13 protein-coding genes and 1 pseudogene are annotated in these 14,928 nt (G+C 72.7%); 9 read left to right on the forward strand and 5 right to left on the reverse strand.

The features are described from left to right. Positions 1 to 25 precede the first annotated feature (25 nt). The gene (locus ACX9MN_RS28725) at positions 26 to 985 is read right to left on the reverse strand and encodes a cation diffusion facilitator family transporter (protein ID WP_020092741.1); all 960 of its coding nucleotides are present in this window, start codon (positions 983 to 985) and stop codon (positions 26 to 28) included. 161 nt (positions 986 to 1,146) lie between these two features. Between ACX9MN_RS28725 and ACX9MN_RS28730 the strand changes: the two genes are divergently transcribed. Beyond that, positions 1,147 to 1,584, forward strand: coding sequence for an HIT family protein (locus tag ACX9MN_RS28730; protein WP_091679740.1), 438 nt, complete (start codon positions 1,147 to 1,149; stop codon positions 1,582 to 1,584). A 16-nt stretch (positions 1,585 to 1,600) separates the two neighbouring features. On the opposite strand, the gene ACX9MN_RS28735 is transcribed toward ACX9MN_RS28730, so the two are convergent. From ACX9MN_RS28735 to ACX9MN_RS28745, 3 genes and pseudogenes are all read right to left on the reverse strand, one after another. Further along, complete coding sequence (locus ACX9MN_RS28735) at positions 1,601 to 2,011, reverse strand: PilZ domain-containing protein (RefSeq protein WP_020092739.1); 411 nt, start codon at positions 2,009 to 2,011, stop codon at positions 1,601 to 1,603. Between the two features lie 272 nt (positions 2,012 to 2,283). Further along, positions 2,284 to 2,514 (reverse strand): hypothetical protein, encoded by a 231-nt coding sequence (locus tag ACX9MN_RS28740; RefSeq protein ID WP_020092738.1) that lies wholly within the window; start codon positions 2,512 to 2,514, stop codon positions 2,284 to 2,286. Positions 2,515 to 2,629: 115 nt separating this feature from the next. Further along, a pseudogene (locus tag ACX9MN_RS28745) lies at positions 2,630 to 4,694 on the reverse strand (NAD(+) synthase). Between the two features lie 380 nt (positions 4,695 to 5,074). Here ACX9MN_RS28745 and ACX9MN_RS28750 point away from each other — a divergent pair. After that, positions 5,075 to 8,506, forward strand: a complete 3,432-nt coding sequence (locus tag ACX9MN_RS28750; protein WP_489726104.1) for a DNA translocase FtsK — start codon at positions 5,075 to 5,077, stop codon at positions 8,504 to 8,506. A gap of 267 nt (positions 8,507 to 8,773) precedes the next feature. Next, a complete protein-coding gene (locus ACX9MN_RS28755; protein ID WP_489726105.1) occupies positions 8,774 to 9,682 on the forward strand; it encodes a LolA family protein in 909 nt (302 codons plus the stop codon). 12 nt (positions 9,683 to 9,694) lie between these two features. Here ACX9MN_RS28755 and ACX9MN_RS28760 read toward each other — a convergent pair whose 3' ends face one another. Further along, on the reverse strand, positions 9,695 to 10,429 hold the full coding sequence (locus ACX9MN_RS28760) for a lysophospholipid acyltransferase family protein (protein WP_331297799.1): 735 nt from the start codon (positions 10,427 to 10,429) through the stop codon (positions 9,695 to 9,697). A gap of 159 nt (positions 10,430 to 10,588) precedes the next feature. Here ACX9MN_RS28760 and xth point away from each other — a divergent pair, with 159 nt between their 5' ends. The 6 genes from xth to ACX9MN_RS28790 all read left to right on the forward strand — a co-directional run bounded on the left by xth (position 10,589) and on the right by ACX9MN_RS28790 (position 14,878). Next, positions 10,589 to 11,398: an exodeoxyribonuclease III gene (gene xth / locus ACX9MN_RS28765; RefSeq protein WP_489726106.1), complete on the forward strand. Its 810-nt coding sequence runs from the start codon at positions 10,589 to 10,591 to the stop codon at positions 11,396 to 11,398. A 268-nt stretch (positions 11,399 to 11,666) separates the two neighbouring features. Continuing rightward, entirely contained in the window at positions 11,667 to 12,545 is an 879-nt protein-coding gene (locus tag ACX9MN_RS28770) for an SDR family oxidoreductase (RefSeq protein ID WP_489726107.1), read from the forward strand. A 315-nt stretch (positions 12,546 to 12,860) separates the two neighbouring features. Beyond that, positions 12,861 to 13,643 (forward strand): SDR family NAD(P)-dependent oxidoreductase, encoded by a 783-nt coding sequence (locus tag ACX9MN_RS28775; RefSeq protein ID WP_489726108.1) that lies wholly within the window; start codon positions 12,861 to 12,863, stop codon positions 13,641 to 13,643. An 87-nt stretch (positions 13,644 to 13,730) separates the two neighbouring features. Further along, complete coding sequence (locus tag ACX9MN_RS28780) at positions 13,731 to 14,015, forward strand: hypothetical protein (protein WP_244539825.1); 285 nt, start codon at positions 13,731 to 13,733, stop codon at positions 14,013 to 14,015. 101 nt (positions 14,016 to 14,116) lie between these two features. Next, positions 14,117 to 14,431 carry a hypothetical protein gene (locus ACX9MN_RS28785; protein ID WP_100251345.1) on the forward strand — a complete coding sequence of 105 codons (315 nt, stop codon included), beginning with the start codon at positions 14,117 to 14,119 and terminating at the stop codon, positions 14,429 to 14,431. 135 nt (positions 14,432 to 14,566) lie between these two features. After that, positions 14,567 to 14,878, forward strand: coding sequence for a GCG_CRPN prefix-to-repeats domain-containing protein (locus ACX9MN_RS28790; RefSeq protein ID WP_091679725.1), 312 nt, complete (start codon positions 14,567 to 14,569; stop codon positions 14,876 to 14,878). The last annotated feature ends 50 nt before the right edge of the window (positions 14,879 to 14,928 follow it).

Consider the following 14,928-nt stretch of genomic DNA (forward strand, 5'->3'; position numbering starts at 1 on the left):
GTGCGCGCCGGCGAGGCGGCACCCCTCAGGCCGCCGCCCGGACCTTGTGGTCGCCCTGCTGCTGGATCTCGATGAAGACCCGGGTCACGTCGGGGCTGCGCGCCTTCAGCGCCCGGTCGAGGCGCGTGACGAGGCTCTCGACCTCGCCGGCGCTGAGATCGTCGGTCATGTCGATGCTGAGATTGACCAGGATGTCGGACGGGCCGAGGTGCTGGGTCAGCACCTCGTTGACGTGGACCACGCCCGGCTCGCCGCGGACCAGCTCCGCGATCGCCGCTACGACCTCGGGATCGGCCGCCTCGCCGATCAGCAGACCGTGCGTCTCGACCATCAGGAACGCCGCCATGCCGATCAGCACGAGGCCGATGCCGACCGACGCCCAGCCGTCGAGGCTCGGCATCTCCAGGAGGTGGGACAGGGCCACGCCGGCGAGCGCGATCAGCAGGCCGATCAGGGCGGCGGTGTCCTCCGCGAGCACCGTGAACAGGGTCGGGTCCTTGCTGCGCCGGATCGCCCGCACGGCCGAGTGCTTGCCCTTCTCGGCCCAGAACTGGCGCATCGCAACGAAGAACGACGTGCCCTCCGCCGCGATGGCGAAGCCCAGGATCGCGACGTTCACCCAGAGGCCGGGCAGGCGGTAGCCGAACAACTCGGCATCGACGTCCGGCTCGGGATGGCGGACCCGCTCGATCCCCTCGTAGACGGCGAACAGTCCGCCGCCGAGGAAGATCATCAGCGCGACCACGAAGGCGTAGAAGTAGATCTCGCGCCCGTAGCCGAACGGGTGGCGGGCGTCGGCCGGGCGCTCGGCCCGCTTCATGCCGACGAGGAGCAGCACCTGGTTCGCCGTGTCGACCACCGAGTGTACGCCCTCGGCGAGCATGGCGGTCGAGCCGGTCAGCGCCCCGCCCACGAACTTCGCCGCCGCGATGGCGAGGTTGGCGCCCGCCGCCGCGTAGATCGCTCCCGTGCTTTCGTGCGCCATCCGGAACTCCCTGCGCGGTCTGGGGGACACCGGGCTCTTGGACCCCGGCACGGCGTCGCCGCCGCGGCGATGCAAGCGTCGCGGCGCGCAGGTTGTTCCCGTGTGGACGCGGGCCGGTGCCCCGTGCAACCTGCGGCCGCTCAACGAGTCCCGGAGGCAGCATGGCCGATGCCCGCTACGATCCCGACAACATCTTCGCCAAGATCCTGCGGGGCGAGATCCCCTGCCACCGCGTCTACGAGGACGCCCACACCCTGGCCTTCATGGACGTGATGCCCCAGGGCGAGGGCCACACGCTGGTGATCCCGAAGGCGCCGGCCCGGGGCCTGCTCGACGCCGACCCGGACTCGCTCGGCGCCCTGATGGCGAGCGTCCAGAAGGTCGCCCGCGCCGTGAAGGCGGCGTTCCGGGCCGAGGGTCTGACCGTGTTCCAGTTCAACGAGCCGGCCGGCGGCCAGACCGTCTTCCACCTGCACGTCCACGTCATCCCGCGGCGCGAGGGCGTGCCGCTGAAGCGCCACGAGGGCGGGATGGCCGATAACGGGGTCCTCGCCGAGCACGCCGCCCGCATCCGCGCGGCGCTCGAGGCACAGGCCTGACGCCCAGGCCTTACGATCAGGCCGCGCTCGCCGAGTCGCCCGACTGGGCCATGCTGGCGAGCAGCCGGCGCAGGGCGGCGTTCTCGGTCTCGAGCTCGCTGATGCGCTTCAGCAGCAGGGTCACGGAGGCGTCCGTCGCGGCCGGATCGGGCGAAGCGGGCGCGGTGCCGGCCCGGGCCGGCGCCTCGAAGGTCACGCCGATGCCGTCCTCCCGGCGCCAGCGCAGGGTGGCCCGGTAGGTCCGGTCCTTCTGCGGGATGTAGAGATCGAACGCGTCCGGAAGCGTGGTGGCCTCGCTCATCACGAGGCGCGCGCCCGTGGGGGACATGTCGCGCACCAGGCAGTCGAGGCTCGACGACCCGTTGTTGAAGACGATGCGGCCCTTGAGGAAGACCCTCTGGCGCGCCTCTCTGCGATGCTCCGACATGCGGGCGGCTCCGGACAGCTGACGGTTCCGCGAAACCTGCACGCGAGCCCTTAAGGAATCTTGGTCGCGATCGCCGAGTCGAGGCCCGCTATAGGGCTCGATACCGGTAACGTGCTGCCGCCAAGGCTCCGGAAGAGCGAGTCCGCGCCCCGGGCCGGTCCGATTTACGCGCGACGACTTCGGTTCGTCGTTCCGTGGCCGGAGCGGCGACCCGGCAGCGCCGCGCCGATCGTCCCGACGCCGTCCTGCTCGCCGTGACGGACGGGGCCCGCTCAGGCGATGAAGCGCCGGTCCACGGTCTGGAACAGGTAGAAGCCGTTGAAGCGCACCGCGGTGTCGGCGGCCCGCCCGTCGAAGTCGAGGGGCTGCCGGCCGCCGTCGCCCAGCTTGCCGCCGAAGGTCCAGCGACCCGCGCCGATGAAGGGCGGGACCGTGCTGGCCTCCGGCACCGCGCAGCAGAGGCCCTCCTCGCCCTTGAGCTGGAACAGGTTGTAGCTTCGCATCCGAAGTCCTCCGCCTGGCCGCCCTCGAAGCCAATTTTCCCAATACAAGATTTCGCATTGCGAAGAATCGGCTTGACCGTGCTCATAATGGCACAATCGGTCGAGTTTGTGACGGTCAAGTTTCAGGGACGTTTCGGTTCAACTCGTCGATCCAGATCCGCGCCGACCCGTCGGAGGGCGCGCGCCAGTCGCCCCGGGGCGACAGGGAGCCCCCCGCCGAGACCTTTCGGCCCGTTCGGGAGCGCCGAGCGCTTGAACTGGCTGAAGCCGAAGTAGCGGCTCAGGAACACCCCGAGCCAGCGGCGGATCTCCGGGAGGTCGTAGGCGACCCGCTTGGTCTCCGGGAAGTCGGGCGCCCAGGTGCCGCGCTCCCTGTCGCCCCAGGCGTGCAGCGCCAGGAAGGCGATCTTCGAGGGCCGGAACCCGTACCGGAGCGTGTAGAATAGGTTGAAATCCTGCAGCGCGTAGGGGCCGATCGTCCCCTCGGTGCTCTGCGGGCTGTCGTCCTGGTCCACCGGCACCAGCTCGGGGGAGATCTCGGTGTCGAGGACCGCCTGGAGGGTACGGGCCTCGTCCGGGCCGACCTCGCCGTTGCCGATCACCCAGCGGATCAGGTGCTGGATCAGCGTCTTGGGCACGCCGGCGTTGACCGCGTAGTGGCTCATCTGGTCGCCGACGCCGTAGGTGCACCAGCCGAGCGCGAGCTCCGACAGGTCGCCGGTGCCGACCACGATGCCGCCGGCGTGGTTCGCCAGCCGGAACAGGTAGTCGGTGCGCAGGCCCGCCTGCACGTTCTCGAAGGTCACGTCGTAGACCGCCTCGCCCTTGGCGAAGGGGTGGTCCATGTCGGCGAGCATCTGCTTGGCGGCCGGGCGGATGTCGATCTCGGCGGCCGTGCAGCCCAGCGCCTTCATGAGCGCGTGGGCGTTGGTCTTGGTGGCGTTCGAGGTGGCGAACCCCGGCAGCGTGTAGGCCAGGATGTCCGAGCGCGGGTATCCCAGGCGGTCGAACGCCTTGGCGATCACGATCAGCGCGTGGGTCGAATCGAGGCCGCCCGAGACGCCGATGACGGCCTTCCGGGTGCCGGTGGCCTCCAGGCGCTTGGCGAGGCCGGCGACCTGGATGTTGTAGGCCTCGTAGCAATCCTGCGCGAGGCGCGACGGGTCGGCCGGCACGAATGGGAACCGCTCGATCCGCCGGATCAGGCCGAGATCGGCCTCGGGCGGGTTGAGCCGGAACGGCACCCGGCGATAGGGCAGGGCGCGGCCGCGCGCGTCGTCGTCGAAGCTGCCCGCCTGCAGGCGCTCCTGGGCGATCAGGTCGAGGTCGATGTCGGCCAGCGTCGTCACCGGCTTCTCGGGGAAGCGCTCGCCCTCGGCGAGGCGCACGCCGAGCTCGTCGACGCTGGTCTGGCCGTCCCAGGACAGGTCGGTGGTCGATTCGCCCTGGCCGGCCGCCGCGTAGACATACGCGCAGGCGCCCCGCATCGAGGCCGCCCGGGACAGGAGCGCCCGCGACTCGGCGCGGCCCACCGTGATCGGGCTGCCCGAGAGGTTCGCCAGCACGGTGGCGCCGGCGAGCGCGGCGCGCATGCCGGGGGGCTCGGGCACCCACAGGTCCTCGCAGATCTCCACCCCGACCACGAGGCCCGGCAGGTCCTCGGCCGGGAACAGCAGGTCGGTGCCGAACGGCGCGTCCTGACCGGCGACCCGGACGGTCTCGCCGACGATCCCGGCGCCGGAGGCGAAGTGGCGCTTCTCGTAGAACTCCCGGTAGTTCGGCAGGAAGGTCTTCGGGACGACGCCGAGCAGGCGGCCGCCCTGGATGGCGAGCGCGCAATTGTAGACGCGGTGCCGCCAGCGCAGGGGCGCGCCGACGATCAGCAGCGGCCGGAGACGGGCCGAGTCGGCGATCACGCGGGCGGCCGCGGCCTCGACCGCGTCGAGCAGGGTCTGCTGGAGCAGCAGATCCTCGATCGCGTAGGCCGAGAGGCCGAGCTCGGTGAAGACCGCCAGCACCGCGCCCGAATCGTGGCAGGTCCGGGCGAGGTCGAGGACGACGTCGGCGTTGCGCTCGGGCTCGGCCGGATGGCTCCGGCCGGTGCAGGCCGCGACCCGGGCGAAGCCGTGGCGGTAGAGGGAGCGGAAGCGCGCCGGCGATTCGGAGGTGGCTGGAGACACGGGCACCTGTCCGGGTGAGGGGTGGCTGCGGGTTACTATAGCGGACGCGGGCGGGGGGCAGCGCGGAGTCTGTTCGCGCCCTGGCCGGTTCCCGACGTCATCGCGAGAGACTGCGCTGCGGCGGACCGGGACGGGGCCCAGATCGCGATTTCCAATCCATAGGGCGTCGTTACCTCGAGATTCCGCGTTCGAATCGGTCGCCGGTGGCCGTGACGGCCCGGCCGCGGCGATGCGGGGCCCTGCCGGAGCGCCGGGCCGAACGTCCCGCATGGTTTCCGCACCGCGGCCGACGGCAAGCCTCCATTAACGACGAATGGCCTAACTCAGGAACAGCCGCCGCGCGTCGGCGGATCCCTGTTTCGAGTATCGTCTGAGAACCCATGCGCGCATCGGGACGGCCTCCGTACTCCCACCGTGACCCCGCCCGCCCTGTCCGCGGCGGCGACCGCTCGGGCCTCTCCCTGGGAGCCCTGGCGCACCGGCTGATGGCGCTCCGCGCGAGCCTCACCCGCCGCTTCTCCGGCTCTCCCGCGGGCCTGCCCGCCCGCCCGTCCTACGGCGCGCCCGGGCGGCGGGCCGAGCCGAGCTGGCTCACCCCGCCGGGCGCGATGGTCGGCCGCGAGGGCTCCGAGCGCGCCCCGCGCGCCGCGGCGCCCGAGCCGCACTGGCCGGCCCAGGTCTTCGACGACCGGGCGAGCCTCGACGCCCTCGACGCCCCGATCTTCGAGAGCCGGATCGACCGCAGCGCCTCCTCGCCGGGCGTGCTGGTGCGCCAGCCGCGCCGCCCCGCCGCCATCGCCCCCGACTACGCGCCGGCCGCGGCTCCGCTCGCGGGCCATGCGGCCGGCCATGTGGCCCACCAAGTGACCGACCACGTCGCGACGCCGGCCGCCGCGCCGGCGCCGGCCGCGCCCTCGGCGGTCCGCTACACCCGCACCCCCGATTCGGTCCTGCAGGAGCGCCGCCAGCGCGCCCTCGAGGCCGAGCGCGTCGCCCTGGAGCGCGCCCGTGCCGAGGCGCAGGCCGCTGCCCTCGCCCTGGAGACCGAGCGGGCCGCCCGCGAAGAGGCCGAGCAGGAGCGGGTCGAGCGCGCGCGGATCGCGGCCGAGGCGGCCGAGCGCGCCGCAGCCGTGCCGGCCCTGCCGGAAGCCGCCGCGCCGGACGCGGAGCCGGTGCCGCTGTGGCGCCAGCCCTTCGTCGCGCCGCCGGGCGTCCGCTTCTTCCGCACGCCGGACCGCCGCCCGGTCCGGCCCGCGGTCGAGCTGGCCGCCTCCACGGCGGCGATCGCCCCGGTCGCGGCCGCGTTGGTCGCCGCCGCGCCGGTCGAGACGGTCGCCGAGGCCCCGGCCCGCGACTGGTCGGACCTGCCGGACTGGTCCGAGGTCCAGCCCTGGTTCGACGGCGGCGACTGGTCGTCCGTCGATGCCTGGTCGGCCCTGGAGGCGCAGCCCGCCGAAGTCGCGCCGACCCCGGCCGCCGTATTGGCGCCGGCGGCGTCCGACGAGCGCTTCGTCTCCATGCCCCTCGACATCTCGCACCTGCGGTCGCTGCCGCCGCGGCCGGTCTACGTGCTCGACCGGCTCGTCCGGTTCGACCAGCCGCCGCGTCCCGCCGATGGGCAGGATAACGGGACGGAGACCGGCCAGCGGATGGACGAGGCCGCCTCGATCCGGAGCGCCTTCCTGCCGCCCGTCGCGCAGCCGGCCGCGTCCGGCCTGTCGCTGGTCTTCGGCCCCGGCAGCGCCGCGGCCGAGCCTCCGGCCGCCCCCGCGTCCGAGGCGCCCCGCCGCGCGCCGGCTCTCAGCGCCATGGCAGCGCGGGCGGCGATCCGCGCGGCCGGCCAGCCGACCGCCGTCCCGCCAGCACCCCCGGCCGTGCCCGAAGCCGGTCCCGCCCCAGTCGTTGCCGCGCCGGTCGCCGCGCGTGCCGAGGCGGATCGCGTTGTGATCCCGATGACGCCGCGCCCGGTCCTGCTCCGCGGCAAGCTGGCGCCGCAGCCGGAGCCGGTCGAGACGGAGATCGAGGCGGAGATCGGGGTCGAGGCCGAGCCGGTCGCCGCTGCCGTCGAGGCGATCGAGGTCGCGGCCCTGCCGGCCCCCGCGCCGGCGTCGGTCACCCTGGTGGCGCCGCGGGCACACCTGATCCCGGCCGGCCGCCACCTCGAGATCGCGCCGATCGAGAACGCCGATTACGAGCTGCCGTCCCTCGAACTGCTCGCCCTGCCGGCGCCGGGCGGCAGCGAGGAGGTCGACGCCGACGTGCTGGAGCAGAACGCCCTCAACCTGCAGCAGACGGTCCAGGATTTCGGCGTGCGCGGCGACATCCTGGCGGTGCGGCCGGGCCCGGTCGTCACCCTCTACGAGCTCGAGCCCGCGCCGGGCACCAAGTCCAGCCGCGTGATCGGCCTGTCGGACGACATCGCCCGGTCGATGTCGGCGGTCTCGGCCCGCGTCGCGGTCGTCCCCGGCCGGAACGTCATCGGCATCGAGCTGCCGAACGAGACCCGCGAGACCGTGTACCTGCGCGAGCTGCTCTCGTCGGCCGACTTCGCCGAGAGCAAGCACAAGCTGGCGCTGTGCCTGGGCAAGAACATCGGCGGCGAGCCGATCATCGCCGACCTCGCGCGCATGCCGCACCTCCTGGTCGCCGGCACCACCGGCTCGGGCAAGTCGGTGGCGATCAACACCATGATCCTGTCGCTGCTCTACCGGCTCAAGCCCGAGGAGTGCCGCCTGATCATGGTCGATCCGAAGATGCTGGAGCTGTCGGTCTACGACGGCATCCCGCACCTGCTCTCCCCGGTCGTCATCGACCCCAAGAAGGCGGTCATCGCCCTCAAGTGGGCCGTGCGCGAGATGGAAGAGCGCTACAAGAAGATGGCCAAGATCGCCGTCCGGAACATCGACGGCTACAACGCCCGCATGAAGGAGGCCCGCGACCGGGGCGAGACCATCACGCGCACAATCCAGACCGGCTTTGACCGCCACACCGGCGAGGCGGTGTACGAGGACGAGGCGATGGATCTGGCGCCGCTGCCGTACATCGTGATCGTGGTCGACGAGATGGCTGACCTGATGATGGTGGCTGGCAAGGACATCGAGGGCGCGATCCAGCGTCTGGCGCAGATGGCGCGCGCGGCCGGCATCCACCTGATCATGGCGACCCAGCGCCCGTCGGTGGACGTGATCACCGGGACGATCAAGGCGAACTTCCCGACCCGGATCAGCTTCCAGGTGACGAGCAAGATCGACAGCCGCACGATCCTGGGCGAGATGGGCGCCGAGCAGCTTCTGGGCCAGGGCGACATGCTGTTCATGGCCGGGGGCGGGCGCACGACGCGGGTGCACGGGCCGTTCTGCTCGGACAGCGAGGTCGAGAGCGTGGTCGCCCACCTCAAGCGCCAGGGCCGCCCCAGCTACCTCGACGCCGTCACCGCCGACGATTCGCCCGAGGAGCCCGCCAAGGAGGGTGGCCGGTCCGGCCGGGGCAAGGCGGCCGCGGCCGACAAGGCCGAGCGGTCCGACGAGCCCGAGGAGGAGGCCCCCGTCTTCGACATCGGCGCCTTCGCGGCGGCGAGCGGCGGCGACTCCGACGACCTCTACAAGCAGGCGATCGAGGTGGTGCTGCGCGACCAGAAGGCGTCGACGAGCTACATCCAGCGCCGGCTGCAGATCGGCTACAACCGCGCCGCCTCCATCATGGAGCGGATGGAGATCGAGGGCATCGTCGGCCCGGCCAACCACGCCGGCAAGCGCGAGATCCTGGTCGCCGGGGCGACGCACAGCTCGGCCGGGATGTACGACGACGAGTGAGACGCTGTCCGGGCCGCCTCGCCACGGGGCGGCCCGGACGTCGCATCTTCGCCACAGGGCGAGGTTCTAAAAGGGGGCTGCGAAACCCGCCCCGTCTCTGCGAGCGGAGCGAAGCAACCCAGAGTAGCGCGACCTCCGGTATCGTGGCGCACCTGGATTGCCTCGCTCCGCTCGCGAAGACGAGGGGACGGCAAGGCGTCCGCAGCGGCCCGCCCACCTCTGTTTCGCCGCCGGAGCTTGCCCGCGGCTCCTCAGGAGACTCTGCCGATGATCGGCCGCCGCACCCGCACAGCCGGCTCCGTGATCGCCGCCGGGCTGTGGCTCGCGACAGCCAACCCGGCCCACGCGCAGGTCGGCGCCTTCATCGACAGCCTGTTCGGCCACAAGGAGGAGCCCGCCCCGCAGCCGGAGGCCGCCCCGGCGGCCCCCGCGCCGGCCAAGAAGGCCGCGCCCAAGGCCAAGGAGGCGAGCAAGGAGACGAAGCCCGGCACGGCCAAGTCCGGCAAGGGCGGCGACAAGGCCGCCGACAAGGCGGACCACAAGGCGCCCGAGCCGAAGGTCGCGGCGGTGGGCGCGCCGACGGCGATCGTCACCGCCGAGTCGGCCGATCCCGCCGCGCTGCTGGCGCAGGCCAACGCCTACTTCAACGGCATCAACACCCTGACGGGCAATTTCGTGCAGATCGGCGCCGACGGCCGCCGGATCGGCGGCAAGCTGACGCTCGTCAAGCCCGGCCGCCTGCGCTTCGACTACGACCAGCCCTCGCCGCTGGAGGTGGTCGCCGACGGGACCTCGGTGGCGGTGCGCGACCGCAAGCTGAACACCCAGGACCTCTACTTCATCGCCCAGACGCCGCTGAAATTCCTCCTGCGCGAGAAGATCGACCTCGCCCGCGACCTCACCGTCACCGACGTGGCGAGCGATCCAGGCAGCGTCCGCATCAGCCTGGAGGACCGCGCCACCCTCGGCGGCACCTCGAAGATCCAGCTGTTCTTCGACGCCGAGATGAAGACCCTGTCGCAGTGGCGGATCACCGACCCGCAGGGCTACGTCACCACGGTGACGCTCTCGAACCTGCAGAAGGGCAAGAGCGTCGACGGCAGCCTGTTCTTCATCAATTACGGACGGTCCGAGGACAAGGCGATGCAGCAGCAGATCCAGCAATCGCAGAAGTGACGGGGTCGCCCCTCAGGGGGCGCCGAGCCCGGCCGCGGCGCCGGGCCGCCACCGGTTCAACTCCTGATCGATCGCGCCCTCCGTCCCGTGCAGGAACTCCGCGGTCGACAGGCCGGGGGCCAGGGCCGCGAGGTAGCTCACCACCACCGTGCCGGACCGGGTCGCCGCGCCCCCGGGCCAGAACAGGCCGGAATTGAGCGCCACCGGCACCACCGGCAGGCCGAGACGGCCGTAGAGCAGCTCGACGCCGCGCTTGAAGCGGAGCGGCTCGCCGATCGCGCCGCGGGTACCCTCGGGGAAGATCAGGACCGACCGCCCCGCCGCGACCGCCTCCCGACCGCCGTCGATCATGGTGCGCAGGGCCTGGGTGCCCTTGGCCCGGTCGATGACGATCATCGGCGAGCGTCGGAGGAACCAGCCGACCACCGGGATCGCCAGCAGCTCCCGCTTCGCGACGATCGCCACGTCCGGCACCAGGACCAGGAAGGCCAGCGTCTCCCAGGTCGACTGGTGGTTGGCGACGATCAGGCAGGGCTCGTCCGGCAGGTGCTGGCGGCCCTCCTCGACGTAGCGCAGCCCCACGATGCGCCTGAGCCCGCCCAGGATCCCGCGCGCCCAGAGCCGCGTCGCCCTGCGGATCGGCCGCTGGGGCGATCCGGACAGGAGGAAGATCGCCAGCGGCGCGAGGAACAGGGTTGTCCAGGCGGCCCAGTAGACGGCGAACAGGAGCGAGCGGGCGTGCGCCATGGCGGGCCTCGACGAGGGGCCCGGGACAGGGCAGGGCCCGGACATAGCGCCTGCCGGCCGGGCGCGCACGGCCTTTCGCCGGGCGGGCGGTGAGCGGACTGTCGCGGGCCGCGAAATCGGCTATCGGAGCGCAACGCCGTCAGAACCCCCGCGCCGCCCGTGCAATTCACCGTCACCACCTGGAACATCAACTCGGTGCGCCTGCGCATCGACCTCGTGCTGCGCTTCCTCGCCGAGCACAGGCCGGACGTGCTCTGCCTCCAGGAGACCAAGTGCCCGGACGACGCCTTCCCGCTGAAGGCCCTGCGCGGTTCGGGCTACGAGCACGTGATGTTCGCCGGCCAGAAGGGCTACAACGGCGTCGCGATCCTCTCCCGCTTCCCCCTGCACACCCGCGCCGTGATGGGCTTCTGCGAGCGTCAGGACGCCCGCCACATCTCGGCGGTGCTGGGGCCGGAGGCCGGGGCGGCCTCGGGCATCGTGCTGCACAATTTCTACGTCCCGGCCGGCGGCGACGTGCCGGACCGCGACCTGAACCCGAAATTCGCCCACAAGCTCGACTTCCTGTCCGAACTGCGCGCCTGGGGCGGCAGGCGCGTCTCCGGGCCGGCGATCCTCGTGGGCGACCTCAACGTCGCGCCCCTGGAGCACGACGTCTGGTCGCACAAGCAGCTCCTCGACGTGGTCAGCCACACGCCGGTGGAGACCGAGGCGCTGGAGGTGCTGCGCGGGGAGGCGGGCTGGATCGACGCGGCGCGCCACCTCACCCCGGAGCCGGAGAAGATCTACACGTGGTGGAGCTACCGCTCCCCCGACTGGTCGGCCGCCAACAAGGGGCGGCGCCTGGACCACGCCTGGGTGTCGCCCGACCTCGCCGGGACCGTCCGCAAGGTCGAGGTGCTGCGCGAGGCCCGCGCCTGGGAGCGCCCCTCCGACCACGCCCCGGTGACCCTCACGCTGGAGCTGTGACCGGGCGCGGAACTGCGGCGCGGTCCGAGCATTGCCCGCTCACGAACCCGTGACGTGAGCGAGCCCCGATGCGCAAGATCCTGATCGCTTTCCTCCTTCCCAAGGTCGTGTCCTACCTCCGTCGCCGCTACGGCGGCCCGCACGCCAACCGCAACCGGGCCTTCTGAGACGGCCCGGTCGCGGCCACCGCCTGTGACCCCCGGGCGCAGGCGGTGGCCGCGGCGACGGCCCTAGATCCTGCGGGTCCCAAGCCGAGGAGCCGCACCCGATGACCCAGGACCCGCGCGAGGCCGGCCCCCGGCCGCCCTTCCCCGGTGACCAGCAGCAGACCCGCCCGGGCCTCACCACGAAGATGACGCCGCGCCCCGACCACGGCGAGGAGAGCTACGTCGGCAAAGGCCTGCTCACGGGTCAGGCGGCGCTGATCACCGGCGGCGATTCCGGCATCGGCCGGGCGGTGGCCATCGCCTACGCCCGCGAGGGCGCCGACGTGGCGATCTCCTATCTCGAGGTCGAGCAGGAGGATGCCGAGGACACGAAGGCCTGGGTCGAGAAGGCCGGCCGCCGCTGCCTGCTGCTCCCCGGCGACATCCGCGACGAGGCCCGGTGCCGGGATCTCGTGGGGCGCACCGTCGCGGCCTTCGGGCGCCTCGACATCCTCGTGAACAACGCCGCCGCCCAGGTGGTGAACGAGGGCCTCGACGATCTGGCGGCGTCCGACATCGAGGGCTCGTTCCGCGCCAACGTCTTCGCCATGTACTACCTCGCCCAGGCGGCGGTGCCGCACATGAAGCCGGGCGGCGCGATCGTGAACAGCACCAGCGTGCAGGCCAAGGTCGCCGGGCCGAACATGCTGATCTACGCCGCCACCAAGGGCGCGATCGCGAGCCTGACCATCGGCCTGTCTAACCTGCTGGCGCCGCAGGGCATCCGGGTGAACTGCGTCGCCCCCGGGCCGGTCTGGACGCCGATCCAGCCGATCGTGAAGAACCCCGATCAGATCGAGCAGCTCGGTGCGCAGACGCCGCTCGGCCGCGCCGGCCAGCCCGCGGAACTCGCGCCGGCCTACGTGCTGCTCGCCTCCCGCGAGGGCAGCTACATGTCCGGGGCACTGGTGCCGGTCACCGGCGGCATGCCGATGCTCTGATCCCGCATCCGTCGCCGCTCTTTGCGGCGGCACCACGCCGTCGTCCCGAGCGCTGCGACGCGACCCGGACCCGCGGGACATCCGCCGGGCGTGGCGCTCCCGGGCCGCTTCGCTGACGCGGGTCATCGCCGGGCGGATGTTCGGGCAGACCCTCGACGGCGCGCGCGCGATCCATCAGACGTTGAGGGCGGATCGGTTCACAACGGCGGGACGGCCCTGCAGGCCGCCCGGGTCCGGCGCGCGGTGATGGCACCGCCGCGGACCCGAACGCTGACCCGCGCCATCCGGGCGCCGCCGATCCCGACGGAGACGACCATGAGCGACGCCCAGGCCCGGACCGCGCTGGTGACGGGGGCCGCCCGCGGCATCGGCCTCGCCACCGCGACCCGCTTCCTCGCCGACGGCTGGAACGTCGCCCTTCTCGACATCGACGGCCCGGGCGCGGCGGCGGCGGCCGAGCGGCTCGGCCGTCCGGAAGCCACGCTCGCGGTGACGGCCGACGTCTCCGACCCCGAGGCGGTTGCGGCGGCGATCCAGCAGGTCGCCGACCGGTTCGGCCGCCTCGACGCCCTGGTCAACAATGCCGGCATCGCGATCTTCAAGCCGCTGACCGAGACCACCTTCGCCGACTGGTCGCGGGTGCTCGCCGTCAACCTGTCCGGCCCGTTCCTGTGCACGCAGGCGGCCGTCCCGCTCCTGTCCGAGCGCGGCGGCGCCATCGTGAACATCACCTCGATCTCGGGCCTGCGCGCCTCGACGCTCCGCACCGCCTACGGCACCAGCAAGGCGGGCCTCGCGCAGCTCACCAAGCAGCAGGCCGCCGAGCTGGCGCAGTACGGGATCCGCGTGAACGCCGTCGCGCCCGGCCCGGTGGACACCGCGATGGCCAAGGCGGTGCACAGCCCCGAGATCCGGGCGGATTACCACGATGCCGTCCCGCTCGGCCGTTACGGGCTGGAGACGGAGCTCGCGGAGGCGATCGTGTTCCTCTGCTCGGAGCGCGCCTCCTACATCACCGGTCAGCAGCTCGCCGTCGACGGCGGCTTCGAGTCGATGGGAATCGGCCTGAAGACGCTGCGCGGCGCGCGCAACATCTGAATGCGTCGGCCCGATCCGCCGGGTTCGGACAGGGTTCGTTAACCCTGCCGCCGTAGCCCGGAGGCTTGGTCAACAGGCGCGGGCACCATGCCGAGACTCGGCTCCATGATCGTCGACGGTCTAGCGTTCGTCCTCGTGGCGATCGCCCTCGCGGCGGTCGTCGCCGGCTACGAGCGGAACCTGCCGGATCCGTCCGCGTCACCCGCGCTGGTCGCCGCGGGCGCCCCCGTCTGGACCGACCCCGAGACGACGGGCTCGATCGCGCCGGCCGCGGGCCCGGTCGCCCGCTGGGCGGACGCGCGACCCCCGTTCGCGGCGCCGGAATCGGATCGCGCCGCCGGCGGAACCTGGGTGAGTCCGCCCCGCCGCTGAGGCGCTGCGGGGCGGCTCACCGGGGCTCCCGCCGCGATCACAACTGATCGTTAACTATGGTTGCCGAACCTTCCACCGCACAGCGAAGCGGAGAGGCACCCATGGCGCGCGACGGCAACCGACCCCACCCGAGCGCCCTGGCGCGGTATCCGGTTCCGATCGAGCTGATCTCGGCCCTGTTCCGCGCCGACGACGCGGAGCGCGACCGGCTGCTCGCGCCGATGCCGGCCTACGGCCGCGCACGGATCGCCGCCTACTGCGCCGAGCACGCGCGGCTCGAGGCGCTCGGCCTGAAGGTCGCGCGCTCCTGCGACGAGGCCACGCTGGTCAGGGCTGCGGGCGAGACGGTCGGCGCCGACCTCTTCGCGCGCTCGCGGGCGCCCGCACCGGCGCCGATCCAGCTCCAGGCCGCCTGACCGACCCGCCGCGCGGAGGCCCGGCCGAGAGTGTCGGCTCGATGAATGCCCGAGCCTGTCCGGGTTCACAGCGGCCGGCGCATCCTCCTGTCATCGGCCCGGCGCGTCCGGGCCGCAGGTTCAGGAGATCGTGTCATGATGCGCGCCAAGGTGATCGGCCTCGTCGCGGTGGCCGCCGCGGCTCTCGCGACCGCCACGACGGCCAACGCGGCGCCGTTCGGCTACGGGCCGCCCGACGCCGGATCGGTGATCGAGCGCGTGGCCGGAGGCTGCGGTCCGGGCTTCCATCCCAATCCCTGGGGCCATTGCCGGCCGAACGATCGCGGCTGGGGCTGGGGCGGACCGCGGGGGCCCTACGGCGGCCGGCCCGGCTACGGCGGCTACGACCGCGGCTACGGCGGCTACGGCGGCTACGAGGGCCCGCGCCGGTCCTACGGCGGCTGGTGATCCGCGTCGGCGACCCGAGTTCGGGTCGCCGCGTCCAGAGCTCGGCCCGC

The organism is Methylobacterium sp. 1A, assembly GCF_058072805.1.

Excerpts from the sequence above, each read along its gene's own strand:
- ACX9MN_RS28755 (WP_489726105.1), top strand. The coding sequence starts at position 8,774 with ATGATCGGCCGCCGCACCCGCACAGCCGGCTCCGTGATCGCCGCCGGG.
- ACX9MN_RS28735 (WP_020092739.1), bottom strand. The coding sequence starts at position 2,011 with ATGTCGGAGCATCGCAGAGAGGCGCGCCAGAGGGTCTTCCTCAAGGGC.
- ACX9MN_RS28730 (WP_091679740.1), top strand. The coding sequence starts at position 1,147 with ATGGCCGATGCCCGCTACGATCCCGACAACATCTTCGCCAAGATCCTG.
- ACX9MN_RS28770 (WP_489726107.1), top strand. The coding sequence starts at position 11,667 with ATGACCCAGGACCCGCGCGAGGCCGGCCCCCGGCCGCCCTTCCCCGGT.
- ACX9MN_RS28775 (WP_489726108.1), top strand. The coding sequence starts at position 12,861 with ATGAGCGACGCCCAGGCCCGGACCGCGCTGGTGACGGGGGCCGCCCGC.
- ACX9MN_RS28785 (WP_100251345.1), top strand. The coding sequence starts at position 14,117 with ATGGCGCGCGACGGCAACCGACCCCACCCGAGCGCCCTGGCGCGGTAT.
- ACX9MN_RS28750 (WP_489726104.1), top strand. The coding sequence starts at position 5,075 with ATGCGCGCATCGGGACGGCCTCCGTACTCCCACCGTGACCCCGCCCGC.
- ACX9MN_RS28725 (WP_020092741.1), bottom strand. The coding sequence starts at position 985 with ATGGCGCACGAAAGCACGGGAGCGATCTACGCGGCGGCGGGCGCCAAC.
- ACX9MN_RS28740 (WP_020092738.1), bottom strand. The coding sequence starts at position 2,514 with ATGCGAAGCTACAACCTGTTCCAGCTCAAGGGCGAGGAGGGCCTCTGC.
- ACX9MN_RS28760 (WP_331297799.1), bottom strand. The coding sequence starts at position 10,429 with ATGGCGCACGCCCGCTCGCTCCTGTTCGCCGTCTACTGGGCCGCCTGG.
- ACX9MN_RS28790 (WP_091679725.1), top strand. The coding sequence starts at position 14,567 with ATGATGCGCGCCAAGGTGATCGGCCTCGTCGCGGTGGCCGCCGCGGCT.
- ACX9MN_RS28780 (WP_244539825.1), top strand. The coding sequence starts at position 13,731 with ATGCCGAGACTCGGCTCCATGATCGTCGACGGTCTAGCGTTCGTCCTC.